Genomic DNA, 26603 nt, shown 5'->3' with positions numbered 1-26603 from the left:
TTAAAATACTGTCCATTAAACGATATCAGCCCACATCTCGCGGGGATTCAGTTCATAAATACTGTTTTCTCTGTACATGATGCTACCGATAATGAGTTCACGTCTTAGCGTTGCAAAATCATCATGGAATGACTGAATGAATTCATTCAGTTCTTTTTCTGGATATTTACGCCCCTTTTCCAAAAGGCTGGCTATATGATATAGAACGATCATTTTCTTTTTTCTCTGTGCTGGGATGGTTTTTAATCGACCATCTGCAGTAAAGAAATTATCAAGGATCTTTTTATGCTCTAAAATCAGCTTTTGATTATCCATTTTATTGGAGTCCCCTTTTTTTGACACCATTTTAGGTAATCCTGAAGAATAATGCTCTAAGACATCTTCATTCAAAAAATAATATACCGTATTTTTTTCCCTCCGATCTGTCACTAAATTAACGTCCTTCAATTTCGTTAAATGGTGAGAAATGGTTGGGGCTGTCAATTTTAATATTCCTGCAAGTGCTTGGCCGTTTTTTGGACCGTTTGCAAGAATGGAAATAATCCTAATCCTAGTCACATCACCTAACGTTTTATGGAAAGCGACTAATTTTTCTAATTGCACTTTTTTTCCTCCTAGTTAGATTATCATCTAATTAGATAATAATCTAACTAGGCAGTGATATTCAAGTTAATATTTAGTTTTCTATATTGCTTTGAAGAACTGATGTATAATTGAGAAGAATTTCAAAACAATAATTTTTTCTAAGATTAAGGAGCTGTAACATGGCTAATACACATGTTTATACAAAAAAAGAAGAAGTGGTAAATGCAATTACTCATGGAGTAGGTGTCTTGTTAAGTATTGCCGCTCTTGTGTTTTTAATAATTTTCTCAGTTCAGAAAGGGTCGGCCTGGCATGTAGTGATTTCAGTCATTTATGGAGTTTCCATGCTACTCTTATATGTTTCTTCAACTTTAGTTCATAGCTTTCCAGAAGGGAAAACGAAGGACCTATTTGAAATCTTTGATCATTCAGCAATTTATCTCTTCATTGCAGGAACGTACACGCCTATCATGCTGCTTGTAATCCAAGGGACACTAGGATGGACACTGCTTGGAATTGTATGGGGAGTGGCAGTTATAGGCGTTGTATTCAAAGCTTTCTTTGTGAAGAAGTTTCTTTTCCTTTCTACTATTCTTTATATAGCGATGGGGTGGTTGATTGTTATTGCATGGGGGCCACTTTCAGCAGCAATGCCTTCAGCAGGTATCCAGCTACTGGTTGCAGGGGGATTGCTTTATACGTTTGGGGCTGTCTTTTATGTTTGGCGCGGTTTCCCTTATCATCATGCTGTTTGGCATCTATTTGTGCTTGCAGGCTCTGTCGCGCACTTCTTTGCTGTCTTGTTTTATATCATTCCCCTTTAATCCTAGAAGGACTTTATTCTTTAATCTGCTCTACCTTATGACACTTGGAAGAGGTTTTAATTGCATTCTTTTAGGGGAAAAATAAGCTATACAGACTAAGGAAGGAAATGACTTATGAGAAAAACAATAAAAGTACTATCACTCCCATTTGCAGCCATGCTTGTTATGGCTGGGTGCGGGGAAGATAACGATGAAGTTAAGAATCCACCGGTTGAGGAAAATGAAAACCAAGCAGAAACCAATTCTGAAACAGGAACGGATAATAATAAAAAGCTGCCTTTTACTTTTAATGATTTTCAATTAGAAGTTGACTATGCAGGTAATGACAACGAATATGAAGCAGAATACGATGCGATGGGAGCCCAAACAGAAGCCTCTATTGATGACCAACTAAATAAACACGAAGTCCACAGTGATGAAGCGATGGAAGAGTTAACGCCGATATTAGAAAAGTTGACTTTCACCAAAGATTCTTCTGATGATGAGGTCATTCAAGATGTAACAAAGGCTTTTAATTTGAAAGATGATTTTGAAGAATTCGACTTAGAAGTGACTTACGATGATGGTACGAAAAAAGAATATAAAGTGTATAATAAATAACTCAATATCAGCTACATAATCCTATATGAAATAGTAATTTTTTTGCCCAATATCGTAGCGAATTCATGTTTCTTCAATAGTTGTCAAAACGCTATTACTATAGTAAAATGATTACGGTTAGCAAAGGGGTTAACATACATTTGCTATTCATATTCGGACTTATGGGGATAGGACCGCAATAATTACTTGTAAAAAAAGATTCTTTTTCAGAAAGAGTCTTTTTTTTTCTTCCGTTAACTTCAAAAAAACTTGACCAAGATGGATTATTTGCGACTTACTTGAAATAGTATTTATAGAGATATAACAGGAACTTCAAGAATTCAGGAGTTTAAAAGATTGTGGAAATGATATTATTCTTTTTATAAAATATAAGAGAGGATACCACAATTGTGGTATCCTCTCTTATGATTACCTGGATAGAAATATTATGAGATTGTTGCATTTTTTTTAGGTAGCAGTTTAGCAGATGCTAACCTTGAACGAATCGTAATGCCAAGCCATGAGGCAAGGAAGGCTTTTAGGGTACCGACAATTACAAATGGAGCAAATCCACTAGCTATGGCTGCTGTCCATGTTAAGGAAGCCATATATTTTAGCCATACCGTCCCTATGATTAAGGTAATAATCATCCCGATGATATTTGCAAGGAAAGCTATTGCAATTGTAAAGCGGGTCTTTTCTAAAATCAGACCGGTAATATAGACTGTTGGTATATAGGATAATAAATAACCGCCAGTCGGACCGAATATTTTTGCAAGTCCTCCAGACATTTCAGCAAATACCGGTACACCTGCAGCCCCAATAAACAAGTACAATAAAACTGAAGAGGTTCCATAACGTGAACCAAGTATAGTAGCCGCCAGTCCAATGGCCAGAGTCTGACCTGTAATCGGAACCAAAGGCAGTGGGATAGTAATTTGGGCGAATATTCCTATTAGTGCTGCAAATAAGGCTGTAACCATCATCATTCTTAATTTTTCATGACTTTCCTTCATAATGTTGCCTCCTATTGTAAACCCATCTGTTAGTTAAGTTAACATATAAGAATTTTAATATGATAAGTAAACGCTGTCAATAATATTTTGAATTTTTCTTTTTATAAAGCTGTTTTTAAAAGATCAAGTATTAAAATGTACGGAGTAGGTGTGTCCGGATTTAAAAGAGAACGATAAAAAAATGAAACCTTTAAAGCTTTAATTCGTATAATTTGGTAGGGAAAGTATTTAAAGGGGGAATATAACAATACTTTTTTTGCATATATAGTTTAGAACAATACATAAACTAATAAGTTAGAAGTTTACTTCAAGCTGTTTAGGTATTGGAGCATAAAAAATCCAATTTAAAGGATGAAAGAGATGGAGTTATTTGGGGTTCCATTAGAAACAATTTATTTATATGGATTAATTATTTCCGGTGTACTAACTTTTTTATTTATTTTGTTTAATGATATATTTTCCGGATTAGAATTACCGGACCAATTTAATCCTACTCTCATTTTTAGTTTTTTAACTGTATTTTTTGCAAGTGGTTTTTTGTTTGAATCGGTTACAGGTCTTAATAGTGGAGTGATTGCGGCGATTTCCTTGCTTATATCATTGTCCACTGTCACCTTATTGAATGTATTTGTTTTGATTCCCATCTCATCAGCAGAGGAAAGTTTAGCATTTCATGATAATGACCTGAGAGGAAGGGTTGGAAGGGTGCTGACATCCATCCCAGTTGACGGGTTTGGCGAAGTCTTAATTGAGAGTATTAGTGGCAGCATTGCGAAGACCGCTGCCAGTTTTAAAAATGAAGGAATTGCATCAGATACTAAAGTTTTAATCATTGAAGTCAAAAATGGGGTTGTCTATGTGATGCCTCATCAAAATTAATAAAAGGTTCGGAGGTAGTTTATGTTTAGTTTAATTTGGGTTGTTGTTGCTATTGTTGCTTTTTTACTTATTGCACTTATTGCTGTCTTTGTTACGAAATACCGTACGGCTGGTCCTGATGAAGCATTGATCGTAACTGGAAGCTACTTAGGTAGCAAAAATGTTCATATCGATGAATCAGGGAATAAAATTAAGATTGTCCGTGGTGGAGGGGCATTCGTTTTACCAGTGTTCCAGCAAGCAGAGCCATTGAGCTTGCTGTCAAGTAAACTTGAAGTCTCTACTCCCGAAGTGTACACAGAGCAGGGTGTTCCGGTCATGGCTGATGGTGTATCAATTATAAAAATTGGTGGTTCAATCACTGATATTGCCACTGCGGCAGAGCAATTTCTTGGAAAATCCAAGGATGATCGTGAACAGGAAGCACGTGAGGTACTTGAGGGACATCTTCGTTCCATTCTTGGCTCGATGACAGTTGAGGAGATTTATAAAAATCGCGAAAAGTTTTCCCAGGAAGTACAGAGGGTGGCTTCACAAGATTTGGCAAAAATGGGACTCATCATCGTATCGTTCACAATTAAAGATGTCCGAGATAAAAATGGATATCTTGAATCCCTTGGTAAACCAAGAATTGCACAAGTAAAGAGAGATGCAGATATTGCAACAGCGGAGGCAGAGAAAGAAACGCGAATCAAGCGTGCAGAAGCTTCAAAGGAAGCCCAGCGTGCTGAAGTCGAACGTGCTACAGAAATAGCGGAAGCCGAAAAAATCAACAAGCTAAAGGTCGCCGAGTTCCGACGCGAGCAAGATATTGCCAAAGCCCGAGCTGACCAAGCTTATGACCTAGAAACAGCAAGGTCAAAACAGGAAGTTACGGAACAGGAAATGCAAATCAGAATCATCGAGCGGCAAAAGCAAATCGAGCTTGAAGAAAAAGAAATTCTCCGCCGTGAAAAGCAATATGATTCTGAGGTGAAGAAAAAGGCGGATGCTGACCGCTATGCGGTAGAGCAGGCAGCCTCTGCTAATAAGATGAAACAGATTACAGAAGCGGATGCCGATAAATATAAAATTGAAGCTATGGCGAAAGCAGAAGCAGAACGTGTCAGAATGGATGGACTTGCAAAAGCGGATGCACAAAGGGCCCAAGGTACGTCGGAAGCAGAAATTATCCGGTTAAAAGGGGTGGCAGAAGCGGAAGCTAAGCAGAAGATAGCTGAAGCCTTTGAACAGTTTGGGCAAGCGGCAGTGATGGATATGATTTTGAAAATGCTACCGGAATATGCTAAACAAGTAGCAGGTCCACTTAGTAATATCGACAAAATTACCGTAGTGGATACGGGTGGAAGTGGTGCGAATGGCGGTGCGAATAAAGTGACTGGGTATGCAACAAATTTAATGGCAACATTGCAGGAGTCATTAAAGGCTTCTTCAGGCATTGATGTCAAAGACTTACTTGAGAATTTCTCAGGTAAGCGTAATTTGTTCCCGACTACAATTAATCAAGAGCATGCTGAAACTAATATGAATATGGCGGCAGCGAAAGAAGAAGTAGCAAAGTGAAGTTGAAAAAGGTAAGAGCATAATTATGCTCTTACCTTTTTTTGTGGAGTGGTGTTAGGATGTCTAAGCGCACTTTCTATATTTCTAAAAGGTTTTATAGGTTTCTGTGGTTTTATTTAGCTTTTAATAGGCTAGTAAAAATATGACATGTTAACAATAAGCGTGAAATTTCTATTACTTTGTCGATATGTTTTCAACTAAAATGGTACGAATAAATTTTTGAATTTCCTCTACAAGATCAAAATCCCCTCCAAATATAAGCCAATCATAAAGTGTTCCGCGCATGCAACGTGTGATCAGCATAGTAATTTCTTCAGATGGAATCTCTTTTCTAAATTCTCCTGCATCTTGTCCTTCTTGAACAAATGAATGAACGATTCTGTATAGGGTTCTATCTGTGTCTGAAAGAGATTTAGGTTGATTTGGAATCAATGCACTAACGTAAACTGTTCTCATCAAATCCTTTCCTAAGTCATCTCTCAAAAAAACCATTTGAGATTTGGTTAAGAGAAGAATTTTCTCACTACAGCTAAGGTCTTTAGGTATTGATTTAGTGAAAGAGGCATAAAAATCATCAATCTCTTTAAACTTTTCAATGAAGATTTCATACTTAGATTTAAAATGCACGTAGAACGCACCTTTTGATGTATTGCTAACACTTACAATTTCATCAACTGAAACCTGATTGAATCCTTTTTTGCTAAAAAGATCCAGAGCAACTTCTAAAATTTTCTTTTTAGTTTGCTGGGATTTAATTTGTCTTGGAGTAGAACGTGCCATTTATATCTCTCCTTTTTAAAAGGTGGTTTAAAAATTGCCATTCGAAGAACTTCTCATAACTATAAACCTCATTTTATTTTGGCGATTATAATGAATAACAACTTTGTTAATTTATATCCATCAGCCGCTATTCATTAGGAATAGGGCCTCACTCGAGTCAGTTGGTAGTTTTTTAATAAAGTTAATTATACAGGATTTGAGGAGATGTTCTTTATTTATTTCTTAAATACCTTGATACAATAGAGCTTGGGAATACCGAATTACCATAATTATAATAGAAATGTAAATATTCTGAAAATTAATTGACTGTGATGCGATGTATAATTATAATGAAATCGAAGACTGTAGTTTGTGAATATAGTCTCTATTTTGTATTCTTCGGTAAGAAATGTAAGCGTTTTATTTAGGTATGTCAAACATGCTGGGATTTAAAGGGGGAAAATGGTATGGATATTGTCGGAAATAGAACATTGAAAGAGTTATTAAACGAGCAAGCAGCTAGGCACAAAGATAAAACGTTTCTACTTTTTGAAGATATAGAACAGCAGAGATTTGAATTAACTTATGGTGAATTTGCTGATACAGTAAATCGTTTAAGTAACGTATTTATTGATTTAGGTGTAACGAAAGGTAAACATGTAACATTGCATCTCCCAAATTGTCTAGAGTTTATGACTTCGTGGTTTGCATTGGCTAATATCGGGGCTATTATGGTCCCAACCAACATTTTATCTACTAAAGATGAAATGGAATATCTACTGAATCATTCGGAGTCAATACTTCTCATTACGGAAGAGAAATATTTAGACAAATTTACAAACACACGTGAAAGTCTACCGTATTTACAGGAAATATTGCTAGTTCGATGTGAAAGTGAGAAATATGTGGATAAAGACTTAAAGCACTTAATAGCAAAAGCTAAATCTGACTTACCGGATATTTATGTAGATTCCGAGGATGTGGCTTCATTACTTTATACATCAGGTACGACATCAAAACCAAAGGGGGTTCAGATTACACACGCGAACTATCTATTCACAGGGGAAGTTATGTCAAAATCAATTCGCCTAGCTCCGAATGATAGGCAATTAATCGTTCTTCCATTGTTTCATGGAAATGCACAGTATTATTCTACAATGTCTGCTCTAGTAGTAGGGGGCAGTATTGCAATAACCGAACGATTTAGTGCTTCGCGTTATTTCAAACAAGCCAAAAGTTTAGGTGCAACGGTAGGTTCCTTATTCGCTGCACCAATAAGAATGATTCTTGCACAGAAATTCGACCAAACTGATATTAATCATTCTTTAAGAGTTATCTGGTTTGCTCAGTCGGTTGCGGAAGAACAATTAAAGGATTTTGAAGGGAAGTATAATGTCTCTTTACTACAGATGTATGGGATGACTGAAACTGTGGGAGTACCATTAATGAATCCATTAGATGGGATTCGCAATAATAAAAGTATTGGAAAGCCTACCATTGGTTATGAAGTAAAAATAGTCGATGAAATAGGAAATGAAGTACAAAATGGACAATCAGGTCAAATCGTAGTTAAAGGGATTCCGGGTCGTTCATTAATGAAGGGGTATTATAAAAATTTAGAGGCAACAAAAGAAACATTAAGAGATGGTTGGTTGTACACAGGTGATAATGGCAGAATCGGGGATGATGGTTACTTTTATTTTGTTGATCGAATTAAAGATATGATTAAACGGGCAGGCGAAAATGTTGCGGCAAACGAGGTTGAAAGTGCCCTGGCAGATTATGAAGGGGTTTATGAGGCTGCTGTAATCAGCATTCCTGATGAGATGCGCGACGAAGCTATTAAGGCATATGTTATTTTACATAAAAATTCCAATATCACAGAAGATGAACTTATACTTTACTGTCGTAAACGCTTAGCCAAATTTAAAGTCCCTGATACAATCGAATTTGTTGATGAATTTCCTAGAACTGCAGTGGGAAAAGTGCAGAAACACATCTTAAGACAAATGCATAATAAAAGATTCAAAACTCATTCCTAAAGATTTGTTAATGATAACGAAACTTAAATACCAACAGTTTTTATAAATTAATAGAATTGGGTCAATGTTATTTGAAAAAGACAGAGGTCGTCAAAAGGGGATGTTCTATATGAAAAAGAATCGAGTTCTATTGGCAAGTCTTTCCGGTTCAGTTATTGAATGGTATGACTTTTACTTGTACGGTACCGCTACGGGCTTAGTATTTTCAACTCTCTTTTTTTCAGGTCAAGATCCATCAATTGCCCTTCTTCTTGCATTCGCCACCTTTGGGATAGGTTATGCTGCGAGACCAATAGGAAGTATTATTTTTGGACACTTTGGAGATAGAATAGGACGAAAAGCAACACTAATGTGGACTCTTATCGGTATGGGAGGTAGTTCATTTCTTATTGGTTTACTCCCTACGTATAATCAAGTTGGTCTGCTAGCGCCTATATTATTGGTTGTCCTAAGGCTTATTCAGGGAATCTCCTTAGGAGGAGAATGGGGAGGAGCAGTCCTCCTGGCGACCGAATCCGCACCGAAGGGTCGTCGCGGACTTTACGGTTCTGTGCCACAATTAGGGGTTCCATTAGGTTTGGTAGCGGGTTCTTTCAGTCTTACGCTTATAGCCTACTTGACTACCGATGCCCAGTTTTTAGCCTGGGGTTGGCGGATTCCTTTCCTATTTAGTGCTGTTCTAATCGTTTTGGCTCTTTGGATCAGAGGGGGGATAGAGGAAACTTCGGCTTTCCAACAACAGAAGGAAAGCGGAGAAATTGCGAAAGTTCCTATTGTAGAAACATTCCGCAATCATCGTAAAAGCCTCTTTCATGTGATTGGACTCAAAATTGGAGATGGGTTCTTCAATGTATTTCTTATGTCTTTTGTACTTGTCTATACTACTACCTATTTAGGTTATTCAAACGAAATAGCCTTAACGGCTCTAACAATTGGCTGTGCTACGATGATTATTACGATTCCAGTGGTTGGATATATTTCTGACTTTATCGGTAGGAAAGTTATCTATATTAGTGGATTGGTACTTATGTTTCTTCTTGCAATTCCTTACTTTTTCATGATTGAACAAGGAGCGACTTGGTTGTACTATATGCAAGCTGCCATGCTCGGTATAATTTGGGCGGCAATTTTCGCTACACAAGGAACATTGTTCTCTGAACTCTTTCCAGCTAAAGTTCGTTATACTGGGCTATCTTTCGGCTATCAAATGGCCGCAGCTATAGTAGGTTTTGGTCCTATGTTATGGACAACAATGGTAGATTCATTTGGCCCATCGCATTGGGTATTTGGAGGATTCATGATGGGAGGGCTTACACTTTCTTTGGTATTAAGTCTGTTTGTTCCCAACACTAAAAATGTATCACAATATGAAGAAAGTAAAGAAAAGTTTAAAAAAGATAATTCACTTCAAATTTAATTATTAGCTGAATACTGGTAAGAGCTATAGTGTCAATTTCTTTAACAATCACTATTTTCGAACCAGGGGGCTTCAGCATTGGTTTTGGGCGACTTTATGTTTGCGGACTGTTAGGAGGTTTGCCTGCGGGCCTATTAATTGGTCCTGCTTTTGGCGGCTACGGATAAGCCTATCATTACTCCCCCATCTCCTATCTTTTTTTAAAATGTTAATTATATGGCCGGGTCTATAACCCGGTTTTTTGATTTCAGCAAATATGTTCATCATATTCGGGTTTTAGGAAAGTTGACCACTTCTGTTTTTGATAGGAATAATGAAAACAATTAAAGAAAAACGAAAAATCGTCAAAAAAGAGTGAACATTTATCATCAAAGCTATAGGAATTTAAAAAATCAACAATAATAGCTTGTTGATCCACTAGGTCAAATATTCCGGTTACATAAAATTGATAACTGAATTTATCATATAAAAAAAGATAGCCTGTCTCCTCAAAAGCATTTTTTACTGAAATCTCATCCAATTTAACTCACTCCTTTCTTAACAATATACCTTTTACTTCTCAATATTATTCAGTGCTAAAAGGAAAAGATTACTATTTATAGATAATTATCGAAGATTGTTTTTTATCTTCTATACGGAGGATAAAAAAGAACTGTATGGTTGGGGAACTGAGGAAATGAAAACAGCACATCCATTATAAAAGGATGTGCTGCTTTCATTAATCTATTATTTGTACATTTCAGCAACTTGTTTTTGCAATTGAGTATCTTCAAGGTACTCATCGTAACTAATTTGCTTATCGATAGTACCTTTTGGTGTAAGTTCAATAATTCGGTTTGCTACCGTTTGAATAAATTGATGATCATGAGAAGAGAAAATCATAGACCCTTTAAAGCTGATTAATCCATTATTCAATGCCGTAATTGACTCTAAGTCAAGATGGTTAGTCGGTTCGTCAAGCATTAGAACGTTTGAACCGCTTAGCATCATTTTAGAAAGCATGCAGCGGACTTTTTCGCCACCTGAAAGAACACTAGCCTTTTTCGTAACTTCATCACCAGAGAATAACATTCTGCCTAGGAAGCCGCGAAGGAAGCTTTCGCTCTGATCATTAGGAGAATATTGACGCAGCCAATCGACAAGAGTTAAATCAACACCATCGAAGAATTCAGCGTTATCTTTAGGGAAGTATGCCTGAGAAGTCGTAACACCCCATTTGAAAGATCCGCTATCCGGCTCTATTTCACCTGCTAAGATCTTGAACATGGTGGTTTTTGCAATTTCATCTTTACCGACAAAAGCAATCTTGTCACCTTTATTCATCGTGAAGCTGACGTTTTCCAATATTTTTATACCATCAATTGTTTTTGTAATTCCATCTACACGAAGCAAGTCGTTTCCGATTTCACGCTCCGGTGTAAAGCCAACATATGGATAGCGGCGGGAAGAAGGTTGAATATCATCTAAGCTGATTTTATCCAATAATTTCTTACGGGAAGTTGCCTGACTCGATTTAGATGCATTGGCACTGAATCGAGCGATGAAATTTTGTAGTTCTTTGATTTTTTCTTCTTTTTTCTTATTGGCATCTTGTGTTAATTTAAGAGCAAGCTGGCTTGATTCATACCAGAAGTCATAGTTACCAATATAAACTTTGATTTTACCGAAATCAAGATCCGCGATATGCGTACAAACTTTGTTAAGGAAGTAACGATCATGGGAAACTACGATAACTGTGTTTTCAAAGTTGATTAAGAACTCTTCCAACCATTTAATCGCTTTTAAATCCAAATGGTTGGTAGGCTCATCTAGTAAAAGAACGTCTGGTTTTCCGAATAGTGCTTGAGCAAGTAATACTTTAACTTTGTCGCCACCGTTTAATTCAGCCATTTTCTTTGTGTGAAGGTCCTCAGTAATACCAAGGCCTTTCAAAAGGATCGAAGCTTCAGGTTCAGCTTCCCAACCGTTTAACTCTGCAAATTCACCTTCAAGTTCGGCTGCTTTCATTCCGTCTTCATCAGTGAAGTTTTCTTTCATATAGATTGCATCTTTTTCTTGCATGACTTCATATAATCTTTCATGCCCCATTATAACTACTTTAAGAACTTCCTCTTCTTCAAAAGCGAAGTGATCTTGTTTTAAAACGGCTAGGCGCTCGCCAGGCCCCATATGAACATCACCGGATTGTGCTTCAATTTCACCGGAAAGAATTTTTAAGAACGTGGATTTACCGGCCCCATTTGCCCCAATTAGTCCGTAGCAGTTACCAGGCGTGAATTTTATATTAACATCTTCAAACAGTTTACGATCGCCATAGCGTAAACCANCAAAACTATGTTTGCATCAACGTTTTTAGCAACTTTTTATTTTTTATTCTTAAGCTGATTCCACAAGCAGCAGTTTACGACCTTGTATGTTTTAAACTGTGCATCATTTAAATTGTATCTTATTTTTGCAAAAAGTTAAAGGTTCATTAACAAAAACCAACATTTAAATCACTTATAAGATTAATACCTAAGATGCTTTAAGTTTTTTAATAAAAATTTCCAAATGCTCTTGACGTACATGTACGTAAATAGTATATTGAATATAGAAAGACGTACAAGTAAGTTTATGGAGTTGATTAAATGGAAACTATTCATCCTTTAAAGCAAATTTCTCAGATATTTCAAATTTCATTGGCTGATATTGCAAATGAATTGGATGTCAAAAGACAAACGGTAAATGAATGGGTTGGCAAAAGAAGAAGACCTATTCCAAAGAAGCATATCCCTAAAATCGCAGCAATTTTTAACCTAGATGAAAGATGGTTTGAAAAATCTTTATTAAAAGGTTCGGAAGTGTTGGAACTTCAAAGGATATACATAGACAGAAATGCTACCTTTGAAGAGTATGAGGATTTTTTTGTAGATGATGATGGAGTAGAACAGGTCATTACAAAGTACTATAGTCCTGAACAAGATGTTTCGAGACAGCTTCATGAAGAAGAAAAAGTAAAATCTGTAATAGAAGATGTCCAGCAGTTATTAGAGCGTGAATTGGGTGACTACAATAATTATTATCAAGATATCATGAGAGGGGTACTATCTATAGTGGATTCTGAAGAAAGAGGGAAAGTAAGAATGTTATCTGATGTAATCGATTTTCTTTTGTATCGGGATCATGGCTTTGGAGGTTTTGATATTAAAGATAAAAACGTTGAGGGAAAATTTGATGAAATTTATGAGTATTATCAGAAAAAATAAATTGGATATATTATTTTTTCGATGTAATTAGGGAAATCGTAAATACCGAAAGGAGGTGGTTCTCAGAATAAAAGAACTGTTTTATTTGAAGTTGAAGGAGGTGTGAACGTGGTAAAAAAAGAAGATCTAATATTTTGTTATGATCTGGTGCTACATCGGAAGATTAAACGGGAAGGTTATTCGTACCTTACATCTGCAATTAGCTTATCCGATAGAAAGTTTTGGCTTTATCCAAGGTGTATCGAAATTGAAAATATTATGAAAGAACACACCCAGACGTCAAATTAACTAATTATTCAGTTATCCAATTAAACAGGAGGATGCATATGGAAGAAACTACCCAAAGGAAAAAGTTATATGTGCATGTGCCTACTAACATTGTGAGGAATGAGGAAATCTTTTTGAACAATGAAGAGTTCGCAATGTATACGAGGTTGTGTTTTTTACACTTTAGAAACCCAGAGGATAAGGGAAATATCCTGAAATTAGATCATCGTACTTTAATGAACTTTCTGAAGATAACTGACACTAGAACTTTTAAGAAGAGGATTAATCACTTACATAGTTTGGATTTAATTAAAAACAAAGTCGAAAAAGTCCCCACTAAAGGGAAAATAAATATCGTATTTAATGAGTCAATCGCCGAAAGTAAAACATTTACAAAATTATCAGCTTCAATTTTTACATACTTTAATAACGATCAGATCGATGCCTATGCCTTTAGACAAATTTTCTACTATAAGAGTCGTATCAATAAAAACTTAGACGGAAACGGACATGATTATTGTTTTTCAGGTTTTGAGTCAATGACTAAGAGGTTTCGTATATCGAGATCAAAAGTGGAAGAGGCGAATAAGCAATTAAAGAAAGCGAAGTTGCTTAAAATAGTCAAACATAAATTGGAACCAACTCATGAATACGTAGTCGATGAGCTACAATATGACCGCTATAATAATCATTATTTTGTGGCTGATATTCTCCACTAATAACAACTGTTTTCTCTAAGTACTCTACATGCAGAGGTAGCGATTTAGAATGCAGAAGTAGAAATTTAAAATGCAGAGGTGTGGTACTCCTAGTGCAGCATTGGCGGTACTGTAAGTAGTATACAATTTAATATTAATATACATACAAGATAAAACAATATACAGTATTTCAATTTCGAAAAAAGTGCGATTCGAAATGTGGGATTAAATTTTACATATCATAAGTTTTGATTGTCAGTTTTACATAATCGGTAAACTTTTCTCGGTCAAGTTGGGAAGAGGTTCGTTAAATAATATCTATTGGTCAAATAAGGTCAAATTAAACAGTTACTCAAAAGGAGAGAATGGTCTAATGGTAAACAATAAAAATGTTAAGGTAAACAAGTCTGTGTACATTCCGAGTATTGAAGCAGAATCAATCTTCGATATGAGTGAACGTGGATTGGAAAATATCACTAAGTATGAATATGTCGGCATGATTCCTTGGTCACTTGAGTTACTCAAGTTACGGTCACATAAAAAATGGTTTACTGAAAATGAAATAGCGAAGAATGGAAAAGTTAAATATCAAACTGATGCGGTAATCAATATCAAATTTAAAAATAAAATGAAAAACGGTAAACAATTCACATCATCTGTAAGAGGCTATGAAAACCTAATGTCTCGCCTACTGTATCAGATTAAACATCTGATGAAGGCTATAAGGGATAACGAAAGGGAAATAAAATTATCTAATAACAAACGGATAATTGATAAATTGGAAAAGTCGATTAGTTATTTGGAAAATAAATCTGATCTAGTCAAGGGACATTATAAACGTATCAAAGCGGATAGGGATAATGTAATTTATCATGAAATAAAAGCAGATGATTTGCGAAATCACTTATACATAAACGGAATCAACTTTAAAGGTAAACATTATAAGTTCTATAAACGCACAGCATCAAAATCTAGACAGTCGCAAGGTCTTTGGATTTTGGATGAATTGTATGAGCCAATGAAAGAATGGTCACATATGGGACTGAGTTTGGAAGGTAAAATCGATGTAGCGTCCCTTTGTGCCTATGAGAGTCTAGTCTCATCTAGCCTAGAATCTACCTTAGAGATTAACCCTAAAAATATATTTGTTATAGATGATAAGTTTAGTGAATTTGAATATCCAGCTATTGAAGTAGGCAATGATTTAGAAGCTAAATTTAATAAGAAAGCTAAAATTAAAAATAATATTTGGGACGGTCAAGCTCTCATTGATATTTCTCTGATGCAAAAGGTTAAGCGTGGTAATAAGGGAATGGCTTTACTTCGATCACACTTTTTTAAGTCATGTGCATTTAATTGTAATCTTCAAAAGTATTTAGAGGATATACATAAAGAGATGACCACCCCTGAAAAATCGAGCTATGATTCTACGGTCACCCCTGATTATATCAAATGGAAACTAACGGACTCATTCGGTAATGTGGTATTCGCCAAGGATATATTACTTTTGACGACACCTAGCTCATTAAAATTTCTTAAGTTTGCATGTAAAGGGAATGAAAAGGAAGCATATGCAAATTGGTGTAATCGTGTTCGTGCAGATAGAAATATTATGGGTATTTGTAAATCGGAGAAGGCAAGTAAATATGGTGACAGGTCATTTACCTCATATCAAATGATTAATACACTGGACGTTAAAAAACAAGAAATCGAGGACTTAGCAGCGTTTGAGGTTGACTTTATTAAAGAGTTACAAGGTGAAAAAGATGCTAATGGCAATTTTGATGAGAGTCCATTTATCAAGTACCTGATCAAAAATAAAGAAATAACAAATGCTTATCAAATGTTTTCTGATATCTACAATATTAATCCTGAAGTTGTCCGTACACGAATGTTTAGGGATTATCGGGCCAAACAGATCAGTAACTATCGTACAAAGATAAAAGGTGGTAAATTGCGCTTAGAGGCAGATTATTGCACCGTCTTATCTTGCCCTGAATTAATGCTACACTCTATGATAAAGGGTAATGGGGATACGCTAAAAAGTGAGTTAAAAGACAATCAAATACATACTAAGCTTTATGATTATGAGAAAAAATACGCTCTCGTCCGCAACCCGCATAACAGTCAAAACAACTTCTTTAAGTCAATTAACGTAGATAATGAGTTTTATAATACATATCTAAACTTAACAAAAAATATCGTGGTGATTAACAGCATAAAGAGTCCTATTTTAGAACAACTGAACGGAATGGATATGGATAGTGATACGGTGTTGATATTTAAATCAGATGTTTTCAATAGATTGGTAGACCGAACTTTGGCCAATAGAAGTTATCCCATTATCCTTAATACCATTGTATCGGATCCTAATCCTGTTGAGCTGACCAATGCAAATGTAGCAGAAATCGACCGGAGAACTAGTAAAAGCCAGGGGTGGATAGGTGAGGTGACTAATGCTGCACAATTTCAAGTTAGTGTACTGTGGGACATACAAAACACTGAACCAGATACACCGGAGAGACAGAAGAAGATTGAAAAGATATTGAAAAATATAGCCATCTGCGTAGTATTGTCCAATGTGGCGATCGATTACAGTAAAAAGATTGTAGAGGTTGATGTGGATAAAGCTTTACGAAATATTAGGTCTTGTAAAGAGGTTAAGGTGAAAGGAGTGAATAAAAAAGGTAAGCGCAAATTAGTTACACGTAATAAGCCGATGTTTTGGAAGTATGTTTCTACTGCGGACGTGGAAATGACTGAATTTAATTGTCCAATGGATTTACTTATTAACCATATTAATAATGACATTGAAAAAGGTGGCTATCGTAGGAATTTACCTTTTAATGATTTAATACTCGATCTAAGTAGCGAGGAGTTAGGAGGGAAGGCTGATGATAAGCAAATAGGAGATATTATTGAATTATTAAAGGAGTTCAGCAAGGGTATTAACAAAATAAAATCATCGGGCGATGACAAGGAAGGGAAGAAATGTAGGGAAAGACAGACGTTGATGGAAGATTCTTATAATGAACTTGATGCCAAGATAGCTAAAAAATCAATCAGGAAAGCAACTATGTATAAAATTTTAAAGATGGTTGCTGATCAGTACGATGGTACAAAATTAAAGAAAACAAATGACTTGTCAGGTATTATCGTCCACTTATTGAATACCTTATATCGCAATCACAGAACGACGCTTCTTAATCTATTAAAAAGTGATGATTATCCCAAAAATAACACATTGAAAGGCCTTCGAACCCTTGCTGGGTAAGGCTTTTTCTTTTTTTAATTTGATTCCCTAATGGGAGAGGATGGCGAAACACAAGAGTACTCATTATGTGGTCGAACGACAAAGTAACTTAAAGTCGAAGTAGATAGTCAATGATTTCTCTCTCTCTTTATTATTTTTTTAAAATAAAAAACGTCATACGATTCCGTAATTATCAAATCTTATTTTCATAATACATCAAGGTGTCACCTATTGCAAGTTTTTATTTAGATTATTATTGATGAACAGGATAAAAGTGAACTGAACATTTATTGGGACTCCACATCCCTTAGCGTATATAGAATCCATCTATTAATTAGGTGGGTTTTATTATGCGTTAAATTATGTGGTGCTGCAATAAGTGTATAGACAAACGTTTATACGCTAAAAAAATATGTGGAGGAATGTAAAATGAAAGAAGCAGTAAAAGAATTTGAAACCTTGAAATTTGAAATGACCCCTGTACCCGGATTTTCCAGATACCTATGTCACACACCAACGGGCAGAGTATGGAGTAAAGTTAGCAACAGATGGTTAATTGAGGATGAATTTTGCAAAGGAACAGGTGATAACGGCCAATATTTGATGACCAAGCTTAAATGTGATTTAACAGGAGATTCTATTCCTATGTATAAACATGAAATTGTGCTTAGTTCAGCATATGGAACTACTAAAGATTTTTGGTTATCACAAGGCTTGCAGATTGATCATATCGATAAAAATCCACGAAACAATAAAATTGAAAATTTACGATTGATTACTGATGTTGGGAATAAAAAGAACTCTAGAGATAGGTGTTGGAATAAGACAAGGCTTTCAATGGATACCGCAAATAAAATTAGAAATGATTTTAAACAAATGACTTTGAATAAAATTGAGTGGTATAAACAAAAAGGCAAGGAATTAGGTGTTACAGCAAGATCTATTCAGAATATTTGCTTGAATCGAACTTATAAAGAGAAAATTTAATGAAGGATACTACATACTTACCTTAATCCAATTAGTAGATTAAATATTACATAGAAAACCACGATAGAATACATAAGTAATACATAACAATAATATTAGTTAAGGTGTTTTAGACTAGATAATATTTACATAATCCCTCGTAAGCTTTAAACTACTTACGAGGTGACTTATTTGGATAATGATGTAATTTTAAGGACGAATGAGCTAGATAATGCTATAGATTATTTAAAGAAATCTGGTTACTATTACAATTCTAAAGGAGATTCTCATTGGTTTAAATGGTTGATGATATCATTACATGGTGCATTATATGGCTTTGGTATTTGTGCCATAAAAGGGACGAACTCAGATAGGGTAATAGAAATAAAGCTTAAACCCTCTAAGTTTGAAAAAAGAAAACAAGAGGTTGTTGAGCTTTATAAGGATGAATACGGAATTGATTTAGAAGATGATCTACTAATGGAGAGTATTACTAAATATCAAGTTGGGCAGCTAATGGGTATTTGGGAAGTCTTAGATTGCTGTGAAAATGAGGATTATATGATGCAATTCACATTTAGTAAATTACTTAAATTAACAGAAAAACAAAGGAGAGCAATAAATAAATTAATCCTATATAGGAATGATTTTATCCACTTTAAGCCAAAAGATATTTCTGTTATTACTCAAAGTGAAGAATGGATTATCGAAGAAGTTGTTTCGGTTATCGAATTTCTTGCATTAGAATCAAGGAATGTATTTTATAGAGGTAACCATACAATAGATAAAGTAGAGAAGTTATTGAAAGCATTTTAAATTAGAGGAGTTATATTTGGTAAACAATCATTGAAGAGCATTCTTTAATCAAAATTTACTATTCTTCATGCAGGACTTTTTTCACTCCCTATCGAATATTGTTGAGGTGAGGAATTATTTGGATAGGGAGTGGTTTGTATGGCTGAAGAACGTACTTATAAAGTATCTGCGATAATTGATAATGGTAGCTATCAAGATGAAGTTAGAGAAGATGTTGTAAATTTAATGATGAAAGCTGATATTGTTACAATCCGAGGTACATCTGTAAGAGTTAAGGAAAAAGAAGTTAATGAGATTGGTGAAGTAAAGTTTCATGGTAATAGAGCAGAATTGTTCTAACTTAAATAACTATAGTTCTAAATCTTTGAAATGGACTAACCTTAATGTGAAAGATGAGGCTTCAGCATTAGAAGAGATGGAATCCTTTTGCCTGCGCAATTCAAAATAAACAGAGAGCATCCTGTGGGGATGCTTATTATTTTGTAAAAAGTAAGTTGCGATTTCTCTAATATAAAAGTATATATAGGAAATATTATGCAGGACATTTCCGCCTTTATATAGAAATTAAGTAGGTAGAAAAGGATGTGTAATTAATTTATGGACTTTCCGAAAATAGCAGTTCCAAACATGAATATGCCAACTATTCCAACAAACCCTAACCATGCCAGTGAGTTTTATGAAAGGTTAGTGGAGATGATTAATAATTTTGATGATGACCTAGACAACGCTCATGAAGTTGGTATGAGATTAGTTTCGTTTGGTCAAACTATTCAATTTCATGTAGAGGATTTGGGATATTATAATCCTAGTTTAATTAGATTCTACGGTAAAACAGATGATGGTTCAGCAATAGAATTAATTCAGCATGTTTCTCAAATTAGTTTTTTATTAATGGCTGTAAAAAGATTGAACCCAGATGAACCCAAAAGAAAAATAGGATTTAGTGAAGAATAAATCAATCAGGCATCCATTATTTTGGGTGCTTTTTATTTGCAGGAAATCTTTCTATTGATATGGTAAAATATTGATGATGAATAGGAGGAGATTATAATAGACACAACTAAATACTCAGAGAACTTTTCGGAGGATTCTTTTTGGAAGAAGATTAAAAAATTCGGCAAAAAAGCAGGGGTTTCAGTTGTTTATGTAGCTTTACTATTGTTTTACACACTTCAAAAGCCAACCACTCCTGTTTGGGCAAAGACAGTAATTATTGGAGCGTTGGGGTATTTCATACTTCCAATTGATTTAATTCCTGACTTAATCCCTGGCGGATATACAGACGATTTCTCAGGGTTATTTGGAGCATTGGTCACTGTCTCAATGTTTATTGATGAGGAAGTTAAGTTAAATGCAAAAGAACGAATTAGGATTTGGTTTGGGGAAAGTGCAATTTCTGATACAGATTTAGTAGATGATAAATTAAATAAGAAAACTGATCAGGATGAACAAGATAAAGATGAAAATAAAGGTAAAGATGAAGATAAATAAAACAAAGAAGCACTTAACCTAAATGGTCAGGTGCTTTTACTTTGTGTTGAGGAAAATACAAACGCTTTGTTGGTATATTAATTAAAAAAGGGTTTTATGAAATCAATGACCTCATCATATTTTTCTTGTGTAGGTCTAATTCCTTCAGATCCATCGTAGGTAGTTCTTTGTAAAAGGCGTATATTTGCCGTTTCATAAGAGAACTCTAGGTTTACAATAGCCGCACCACTTTCTAATTGAGGAACTATTTTCAAGAATTCTACTGACTTAGTACTTTGAAGCACTGAAAGGTTTAACCAGTAGAGATTACTAGTAGAAATACATTTATTTCCTGTATCTTTGATTGTTATTTCGGCATACTTTCTTTCTTCACTTTGAGAGTTCCTGAACCTTATGCCAACTACATCGCCAAGTACATTCTTCTCCAGGGTTGTAGCGATAACAGAGAGTACACCTGTATTAATATATTCTCTTGGGGGTATCTCGTGATCGGTAGGAGGGTTAAATTTATTACAAACTTTTGCAGTAAAATCTTCAATTTCATTATCAAATTCTTCTAACTTCTTATATGCTACATTTCTCTTTTCGCTTAGCAGATGTTCCTCTAATAAATATAGAGAAGATTTAAAATTAGTGATTTCTGTATATTGGACTGCAGGTTTAAAGGAGCTCAAAAAGTTTAAGGTGCTCTCAATTCTTCCTGACATAGTACTGACTTTTTCTGATTCTCCAACAAGATTATCAACATCTTTTAACCTAATGTGTAATAATTTTCTTCTGAAATCTATTTCTAAAATGGTTGGAAATGCTATTTCTTTTGAATCTTCGTTTTTAAAGTAGGTATTTCTCGTTTCGCTGTCTAATAATAAAATCCTTAATGAATCCAAACCTTTAGCGTCTTCTGCAATACGATAACCACAAATGACAAAATCTTTAGTCGTTTCAGAGTTAATATTATTAAGAATTTTATGTTGTGTTGGAATATTCCAAGAACTAAGTAATTCTTCTATTGATTTCTTGTCAATTAAATTTGTTGTATTGAAATTTAAATTAAATAAATAAGAGTTAAATAAAGAATCCTCCAATATTAAAAAAAGTAATTCATCTAAATCATATTCATCTAATAAATCATTTTCAATACCAAAAAGGAGAGTTTTAGCAATAACTTCTGAGGTGTCATCTTTTTCATTTTCTTTACGAATAGATGCATATACTTCATTGAAGTTTGGAAACTTTTTAATATAATCATTAAGTTTACCTTGGACAGAGAACTTTTTTAAATAGGGATGGAAGAGCAAAATTTTCTTTACCATTTCTTGGCTTGAATTATTCATCTACACTAACTCCATTCTGAAGGGATTGAAGACATGACTTTTAAAATTTTTTGCAGGGCTAATTATTTGGGCGAATATCCATTTCTCAATTTTTACAATGAAAATGAAGTAATCTCAATGGGGAGTGTTATAGCAATAAATGAAAAAAAATACAGTGTAAACAATATGATGGTTAGAAGGAATGGTGAGATTGTCTTGGAAGTTAACTAAAGGCAGCCTTCTTGCCTGGGTAATATATACTGTTATATACATTAGTTCGACATTATTTAACAACTTCCTTCTTTTTCTATAAAATAGGATTTATGTATTTAAAGTAAATACTTAATGAATAATAGGTAGCAGGAAAGAAACCAGTAGCCATAACGTACTAATCATTGAGAAAGTATTCAGTGGTTGGTGCGTTTGTTTGTATTTATAAAAGGGAGAATAATAAGTAATGATTACAGATAAACAGCTGGACATGATCGATGAGGGATACATAGGTATTGAGGAGTATAAGGCTAACCATATGCATGATGACCCATTCATTAAGGATGAAGATGAAGAGGGAGTTAAGAAACACAGTGCTATGATTAGTAAGCTGGACTATGCTGTTAAGAAGCAGGGGGATTGGTACTACTATAGCCGGGAGTATATAGACAGTCACAGTGTTGATGAGCTAAAGGATAAGGCTATCTATAATAGATGAGTAACATTATATGAGGATGCATTGGTAAGTACAGTGTGTCCTATTCTTTATATAAGCATATAATTATGTAGTTATGATAGGGATGATGATAAGGTATGCAACTACTTAAGCAATGTAGTAAGTGTGGTGAAGTAATAGAGCAGGGTAATGGGGCAATGTGTGAGGGATGTAGTGACAGGAGTAAGGCAAGGCATACGATCTATGACAAGATAAGAAGGAACAAGGAGTCAGCTAATGTGTATCAGAGTATGAGATGGCGTGATGTGAGACATAAGGTTAAGGCAAGAGACATGTACATGTGCTTAGTGTGTTTCAATATGCCAAAGGTTAAGTCAATGCATACTGTTCATCATATTATTCCTGTTGATGAAGATACGAATATGGAATTTGTTTACAGTCCTGATAATTTGATAAGCGTGTGTCGTTCATGTCACCAACAAATTCATGCAACCTATGATAGAAACTATGTGGAAAAAGTAAAATTACAAAAAGAGTTGAGGGAAATGATTGTCAAAGGGGTAGGGAGGGGGTAAAAAACTATTTAGAAAAAGGAAAAACACCCCCGCATCCCCCATTCGTAGCAAAATCCCCTCACGACATATATTTTTGACTTGATCCAAATTTAACAGAAAGGTAGGTGAGTAGATAATGGCTGGTCAAAGACAACCGACTAAATTAATTGTCCATAACGGGAATTCTCACATGTCAAAAGAAGAACAAGAACGCAGATTAGAGCAGGAAATCAAGAATAATACTGACAAGATTATACCGCCTACTCATCTATCCGCTAAGTTAAAAAAGGAATTCATTGAGTTAACTGGTGAACTATTACGTGTAGAAATCATGTCAAATTTAGATGTGGATGCAGTAGCAAGATACTTAATTGCACAAGATGAATGGTTAAAATGTTACAAATTACTAAAGAAAATGAAACCTATAATACTTGAAGATGGTCAGTATGTCACTAATGAACATTACGATAGGCTATCTAAAAGTATAGAACGTTGGTACAAACAAGCACGTTCAGCAGCACAAGATTTAGGAATGACTATCTCCTCACGATGTAAAATTATTCTTCCTAAAGCTCCAGAAGCTAAAAAGGAAAATAAGTTTAGCAAGTTTGGCGGTGGTAAGAAGTGACACAAAGAGCAATACAGTATGCTCAAGACGTATTAGAAGGTCGAGAGGTAACTGGAAGACTCGTAAAATTATCATGTCAAAGGTTCATGGATGACTTAGAAAGGTCAAAGTTAAAAGTATTAAGTGAGGATTTCCCATATGTTTTCAATGAAGAAAGGGCAAATGAATTACTGGATTATGCTGAAACCTTATTAATTGCTGAAGGAACAGATAAATTTCAATTAGAATTAGCACCCTATCAAGCTTTTATCTTCTCAAATTTGAATGGATGGGAACATAGGGATACAGGATTCAGAAGGTTCAGATCAAGTTATGTTCAGGTTGGAAGACAAAATGGAAAAAGTTTAATGAATGGTGTACTTGGAACATACTTTGGAAACTTTACTGATTATCAACATGCGCAAATTTATTGCTCTGCTACAAAAAAGAAACAGGCCATGATTGTTGTAGATGAGATGATTAAATTCATTAAGGCAGACCCTGAACTAGAAGAACTGTTTAAAATCAAAGAATACATTGGAACAATTGAATGTTTAAATACTGATTCCAAGATTATTGCATTAAGTCGTGATACAAAAATAGATGGATTTAGACCATTTTTAGGAATAGTCGATGAATATCACCTTCATAAAACGAATGAAATGTACAAGATTTTAGAGGGTGGAACAGGTAACATGAAGGAAACTCTAATTAGTATCATTACAACTGCAGGATTTGATTTAAATTCACCTTGTTATGAAATGTATAAATACTGTATCAGCATTATTGAGGGTGTTGCAACCAATGAAACAAGGTTTGTTTACATAGCTCAATTAGATGAAGATGATGATAAGTGGGATAGTTCCAATTGGGTTAAGGCAAATCCTTTGACTTGTCAAACTCCAGAAGGAATTAAACTCATGGAAGATACAGCAGATGAAGCAAAAAGAACAGGTGGAGAGAATTACAGGGATTTTGTAACTAAAAGGTTAAATGAATGGATGCAATTTACAGACAATCAATATATGAATCTTCAACATTGGAAAGATTGTGAATCAGATAAAACGCTTGCTGATTTTAAAGGATATGAGGCGTTCGTGGGGATGGATTTAAGTTCTGGTGGGGATTTAACAAGTTTGAGTTACGTTATACCGCACAAGGCTGATGGTGTTAAGAAATATTTTGTACATTCACATTCTTTTATACCTGAAAAACGTGTAGCAGAACATATTAAGACTGATAATGCACCTTATGATATGTGGGTAAGGGATGGATTAATGACTACCACACCTACTCTAGGTGGGATTAAAACGGATTATAAGTACATTCTTCAATATTTAAAGAAGACAATTAAGGAATACAACTTGAAAGTTAGAATGATTTGTTATGACCCTCATAATGCATCAGCGTTTTTACATGATTTACAAGAGTTAAGTGTACCTGTAATGCAAATTGCACAGTCTCATAAGGAATTAAATGATGCAACTTGTGACTTTAAATTAGAAGTTGAAGCAGGAAATGTACTGTATAACAAGAAGAGTGCTTTACTTTCTTGGTCAGTTGCAAATGCTGAAACAGTTTCTAATTCATATGGTGAAATCAAAATTGATAAAAACCTAATGCGGAAACGAATAGATCCAGTGGATGCAATCATTGATGCATGGACACAGAGTATGAAAGTTAAATTTGATTTTTCAAGAATCACAGGTAAAGAGGCAAGAAAGAATTTAGGTTGGGGATAAAAGGTGACGAAGGGGGGTGAATTGAGAGTGAAATTTAAAGATTTATTAATGCATAAGGTAAAATCCATAACGAAAGTGGGTGACGTAAAATCACAAACAAACTTGTCACTAGATAGTCCAGATTTTATAAATTTCTTACTTGAAGGAAGAAGTGCTTCTGGAGATAGTATGAGTGAAATTACTTATTATAACTGTCTTAGGATTTTATCAGAGACTTTAGCCAAGCTTCCACTAAAGATGTATCAAAATACAGATAGTGGATTAATGAAAGTAACTGAACATGCAGCAATTAAAGTTTTACGTAAGCCTAATCCTTATACCTCATCTTCAACATTTTGGGCAGCAATAGAGATGAATAGGAATCATTATGGAAATGCATATGCACGTATTCAACGTAATCCAAATGGAAGCTTGAAACATTTATGGGTGTTGCCTAGTAGTGATGTAGAAATGAAGATTAATCAAAGTGGAATATTTGAGCAATCGAATGCTATTTGGTATCACTATCAAGATAAACAGACTGGAAACCTATATAAATTCCACAGTGATGAAGTTCTACATTTCAAAACATCGGTTTCATTTGATGGCTTTTCTGGATTATCTATGCAACAAATTCTTAGTACCTACGTTGACAATGGCAATAGGAGTATTGACTATTTAAACAACTATTACAAAACAGGATTGTTAGGCAAAGCGTATTTGGCTTATAGCGATAGTATGCAAATCAGTGAAGAAGATGCACAAGGTTTTGCACAAGATATGGAAAAATATGCAGGAGGAGTAAGCAACGCAGGGAAAATACCAGTTGTTCCACCGGGGTTTGATTTAAAAACAATGAACATGACAATGGTAGATGCTCAATTTTTACAGATTTCAAAGTATACAGCCTTACAAATTGCATCAGCTTTTGGTATTAAGCCTAGTTTCATAAACGATTACGATAAGGGAAATTACGCAAATGTGGAAACACAGCAACTTGATTTCTATGTAAACACACTACTTCCTATCTTAAAAGCATATGAGGAAGAGATTTCTTACAAACTTTTGTTGGAAAGAGAGGTTGATGCAGGTTATAAGTTTGAATTTAACCCTAATGTCATTCTAAGAGCTGATTATGAGAAACAGGTGAATGGATTAGTTAAACTTACAGGTTCAGGTATTTTAGCACCTGATGAATCTAGAGACGCACTTGGATATGCTTCAAGAGGCGGAAATGCAGATGAATTACTTACTAACTCTGCAAATGTAAGGGTTAATGATATTGAGAAACCTAGCGTGACTACACAAACTTCGAAGGGGGGGTGGCAAGATTGACGAAGA

24 protein-coding genes and 1 pseudogene are annotated in these 26603 nt (G+C 34.8%); 19 read left to right on the top strand and 6 right to left on the bottom strand.

Translation table 11 applies throughout. The features are described from left to right. Positions 1–15: 15 nt before the first annotated feature. Positions 16–603: a DUF2087 domain-containing protein gene (locus tag AKG34_RS13525; RefSeq protein ID WP_053346550.1), complete on the bottom strand. Its 588-nt coding sequence runs from the start codon at positions 601–603 to the stop codon at positions 16–18. A gap of 161 nt (positions 604–764) precedes the next feature. Here AKG34_RS13525 and trhA point away from each other — a divergent pair, with 161 nt between their 5' ends. Together trhA and AKG34_RS13515 are read left to right on the top strand one after the other, a co-directional pair. Further along, positions 765–1409: a PAQR family membrane homeostasis protein TrhA gene (gene trhA, locus AKG34_RS13520; RefSeq protein ID WP_053346549.1), complete on the top strand. Its 645-nt coding sequence runs from the start codon at positions 765–767 to the stop codon at positions 1407–1409. Positions 1410–1523: 114 nt separating this feature from the next. Next, positions 1524–2009, top strand: coding sequence for a YusW family protein (locus tag AKG34_RS13515; RefSeq protein WP_053346548.1), 486 nt, complete (start codon positions 1524–1526; stop codon positions 2007–2009). A gap of 425 nt (positions 2010–2434) precedes the next feature. On the opposite strand, the gene AKG34_RS13510 is transcribed toward AKG34_RS13515, so the two are convergent. Then, positions 2435–3004 (bottom strand): biotin transporter BioY, encoded by a 570-nt coding sequence (locus AKG34_RS13510; RefSeq protein WP_053346547.1) that lies wholly within the window; start codon positions 3002–3004, stop codon positions 2435–2437. 360 nt (positions 3005–3364) lie between these two features. Here AKG34_RS13510 and AKG34_RS13505 point away from each other — a divergent pair, with 360 nt between their 5' ends. Next, complete coding sequence (locus AKG34_RS13505) at positions 3365–3883, top strand: NfeD family membrane protein (protein ID WP_053346546.1); 519 nt, start codon at positions 3365–3367, stop codon at positions 3881–3883. Positions 3884–3904: 21 nt separating this feature from the next. Next, a complete protein-coding gene (locus tag AKG34_RS13500) occupies positions 3905–5446 on the top strand; it encodes a flotillin lipid rafts scaffold protein FloT (protein WP_053346545.1) in 1542 nt (513 codons plus the stop codon). A 174-nt stretch (positions 5447–5620) separates the two neighbouring features. Here AKG34_RS13500 and AKG34_RS13495 read toward each other — a convergent pair whose 3' ends face one another. After that, on the bottom strand, positions 5621–6226 hold the full coding sequence (locus tag AKG34_RS13495; protein ID WP_053346544.1) for a TetR/AcrR family transcriptional regulator: 606 nt from the start codon (positions 6224–6226) through the stop codon (positions 5621–5623). A gap of 446 nt (positions 6227–6672) precedes the next feature. Between AKG34_RS13495 and AKG34_RS13490 the strand changes: the two genes are divergently transcribed. Both AKG34_RS13490 and AKG34_RS13485 read left to right on the top strand, forming a co-directional pair. After that, positions 6673–8247, top strand: a complete 1575-nt coding sequence (locus AKG34_RS13490) for an AMP-binding protein (RefSeq protein ID WP_053346543.1) — start codon at positions 6673–6675, stop codon at positions 8245–8247. A 109-nt stretch (positions 8248–8356) separates the two neighbouring features. Further along, a complete protein-coding gene (locus tag AKG34_RS13485) occupies positions 8357–9664 on the top strand; it encodes an MFS transporter (protein WP_053346542.1) in 1308 nt (435 codons plus the stop codon). Positions 9665–9911: 247 nt separating this feature from the next. On the opposite strand, the gene AKG34_RS13480 is transcribed toward AKG34_RS13485, so the two are convergent. Continuing rightward, positions 9912–10184 carry a hypothetical protein gene (locus AKG34_RS13480; RefSeq protein ID WP_053346541.1) on the bottom strand — a complete coding sequence of 91 codons (273 nt, stop codon included), beginning with the start codon at positions 10182–10184 and terminating at the stop codon, positions 9912–9914. A gap of 206 nt (positions 10185–10390) precedes the next feature. Beyond that, positions 10391–11990: pseudogene (locus tag AKG34_RS13475) on the bottom strand (ABC-F family ATP-binding cassette domain-containing protein); the annotation flags it as partial. Between the two features lie 301 nt (positions 11991–12291). Here AKG34_RS13475 and AKG34_RS13470 point away from each other — a divergent pair. The 8 genes from AKG34_RS13470 to AKG34_RS13430 all read left to right on the top strand — a co-directional run bounded on the left by AKG34_RS13470 (position 12292) and on the right by AKG34_RS13430 (position 20400). Further along, positions 12292–12909, top strand: a complete 618-nt coding sequence (locus tag AKG34_RS13470; RefSeq protein WP_053346539.1) for a helix-turn-helix domain-containing protein — start codon at positions 12292–12294, stop codon at positions 12907–12909. Positions 12910–13235: 326 nt separating this feature from the next. Continuing rightward, positions 13236–13895, top strand: a complete 660-nt coding sequence (locus AKG34_RS13460) for a hypothetical protein (RefSeq protein ID WP_083450785.1) — start codon at positions 13236–13238, stop codon at positions 13893–13895. A gap of 352 nt (positions 13896–14247) precedes the next feature. Then, positions 14248–17148 carry a hypothetical protein gene (locus AKG34_RS13455; RefSeq protein WP_053346537.1) on the top strand — a complete coding sequence of 967 codons (2901 nt, stop codon included), beginning with the start codon at positions 14248–14250 and terminating at the stop codon, positions 17146–17148. A 408-nt stretch (positions 17149–17556) separates the two neighbouring features. Further along, entirely contained in the window at positions 17557–18114 is a 558-nt protein-coding gene (locus tag AKG34_RS13450; RefSeq protein ID WP_053346536.1) for an HNH endonuclease, read from the top strand. Positions 18115–18285: 171 nt separating this feature from the next. Next, positions 18286–18909 (top strand): hypothetical protein, encoded by a 624-nt coding sequence (locus AKG34_RS13445; RefSeq protein ID WP_053346535.1) that lies wholly within the window; start codon positions 18286–18288, stop codon positions 18907–18909. Between the two features lie 138 nt (positions 18910–19047). Beyond that, positions 19048–19248 (top strand): hypothetical protein, encoded by a 201-nt coding sequence (locus AKG34_RS13440; RefSeq protein ID WP_053346534.1) that lies wholly within the window; start codon positions 19048–19050, stop codon positions 19246–19248. 258 nt (positions 19249–19506) lie between these two features. Next, a complete protein-coding gene (locus AKG34_RS13435) occupies positions 19507–19863 on the top strand; it encodes a DUF6173 family protein (RefSeq protein ID WP_053346533.1) in 357 nt (118 codons plus the stop codon). 204 nt (positions 19864–20067) lie between these two features. Then, the gene (locus tag AKG34_RS13430) at positions 20068–20400 is read left to right on the top strand and encodes a YkvA family protein (RefSeq protein ID WP_330219150.1); all 333 of its coding nucleotides are present in this window, start codon (positions 20068–20070) and stop codon (positions 20398–20400) included. Between the two features lie 77 nt (positions 20401–20477). Here AKG34_RS13430 and AKG34_RS13425 read toward each other — a convergent pair whose 3' ends face one another. After that, positions 20478–21734, bottom strand: coding sequence for a hypothetical protein (locus tag AKG34_RS13425; RefSeq protein ID WP_053346531.1), 1257 nt, complete (start codon positions 21732–21734; stop codon positions 20478–20480). A 436-nt stretch (positions 21735–22170) separates the two neighbouring features. On the opposite strand from AKG34_RS13425, the gene AKG34_RS13420 reads away from it, so the two are divergent. The 5 genes from AKG34_RS13420 to AKG34_RS13400 all read left to right on the top strand — a co-directional run bounded on the left by AKG34_RS13420 (position 22171) and on the right by AKG34_RS13400 (position 26597). Beyond that, positions 22171–22422, top strand: a complete 252-nt coding sequence (locus AKG34_RS13420; RefSeq protein ID WP_053346530.1) for a hypothetical protein — start codon at positions 22171–22173, stop codon at positions 22420–22422. A gap of 95 nt (positions 22423–22517) precedes the next feature. After that, a complete protein-coding gene (locus tag AKG34_RS29695) occupies positions 22518–22955 on the top strand; it encodes an HNH endonuclease (protein ID WP_053346529.1) in 438 nt (145 codons plus the stop codon). 115 nt (positions 22956–23070) lie between these two features. Then, positions 23071–23562 (top strand): phage terminase small subunit P27 family, encoded by a 492-nt coding sequence (locus AKG34_RS13410; protein ID WP_053346528.1) that lies wholly within the window; start codon positions 23071–23073, stop codon positions 23560–23562. Between the two features lie 86 nt (positions 23563–23648). Further along, positions 23649–25283, top strand: a complete 1635-nt coding sequence (locus tag AKG34_RS13405; protein WP_083450918.1) for a terminase large subunit — start codon at positions 23649–23651, stop codon at positions 25281–25283. A 27-nt stretch (positions 25284–25310) separates the two neighbouring features. Beyond that, positions 25311–26597, top strand: a complete 1287-nt coding sequence (locus AKG34_RS13400; RefSeq protein WP_053346526.1) for a phage portal protein — start codon at positions 25311–25313, stop codon at positions 26595–26597. The last annotated feature ends 6 nt before the right edge of the window (positions 26598–26603 follow it).

This window comes from Peribacillus butanolivorans (assembly GCF_001273755.1).
Taxonomy (GTDB): Bacteria; Bacillota; Bacilli; order Bacillales; family DSM-1321; genus Peribacillus; species Peribacillus butanolivorans.
Note: the sequence above shows the minus strand (reverse complement) of the source record. Positions and strands in the feature narration are given on the sequence as shown.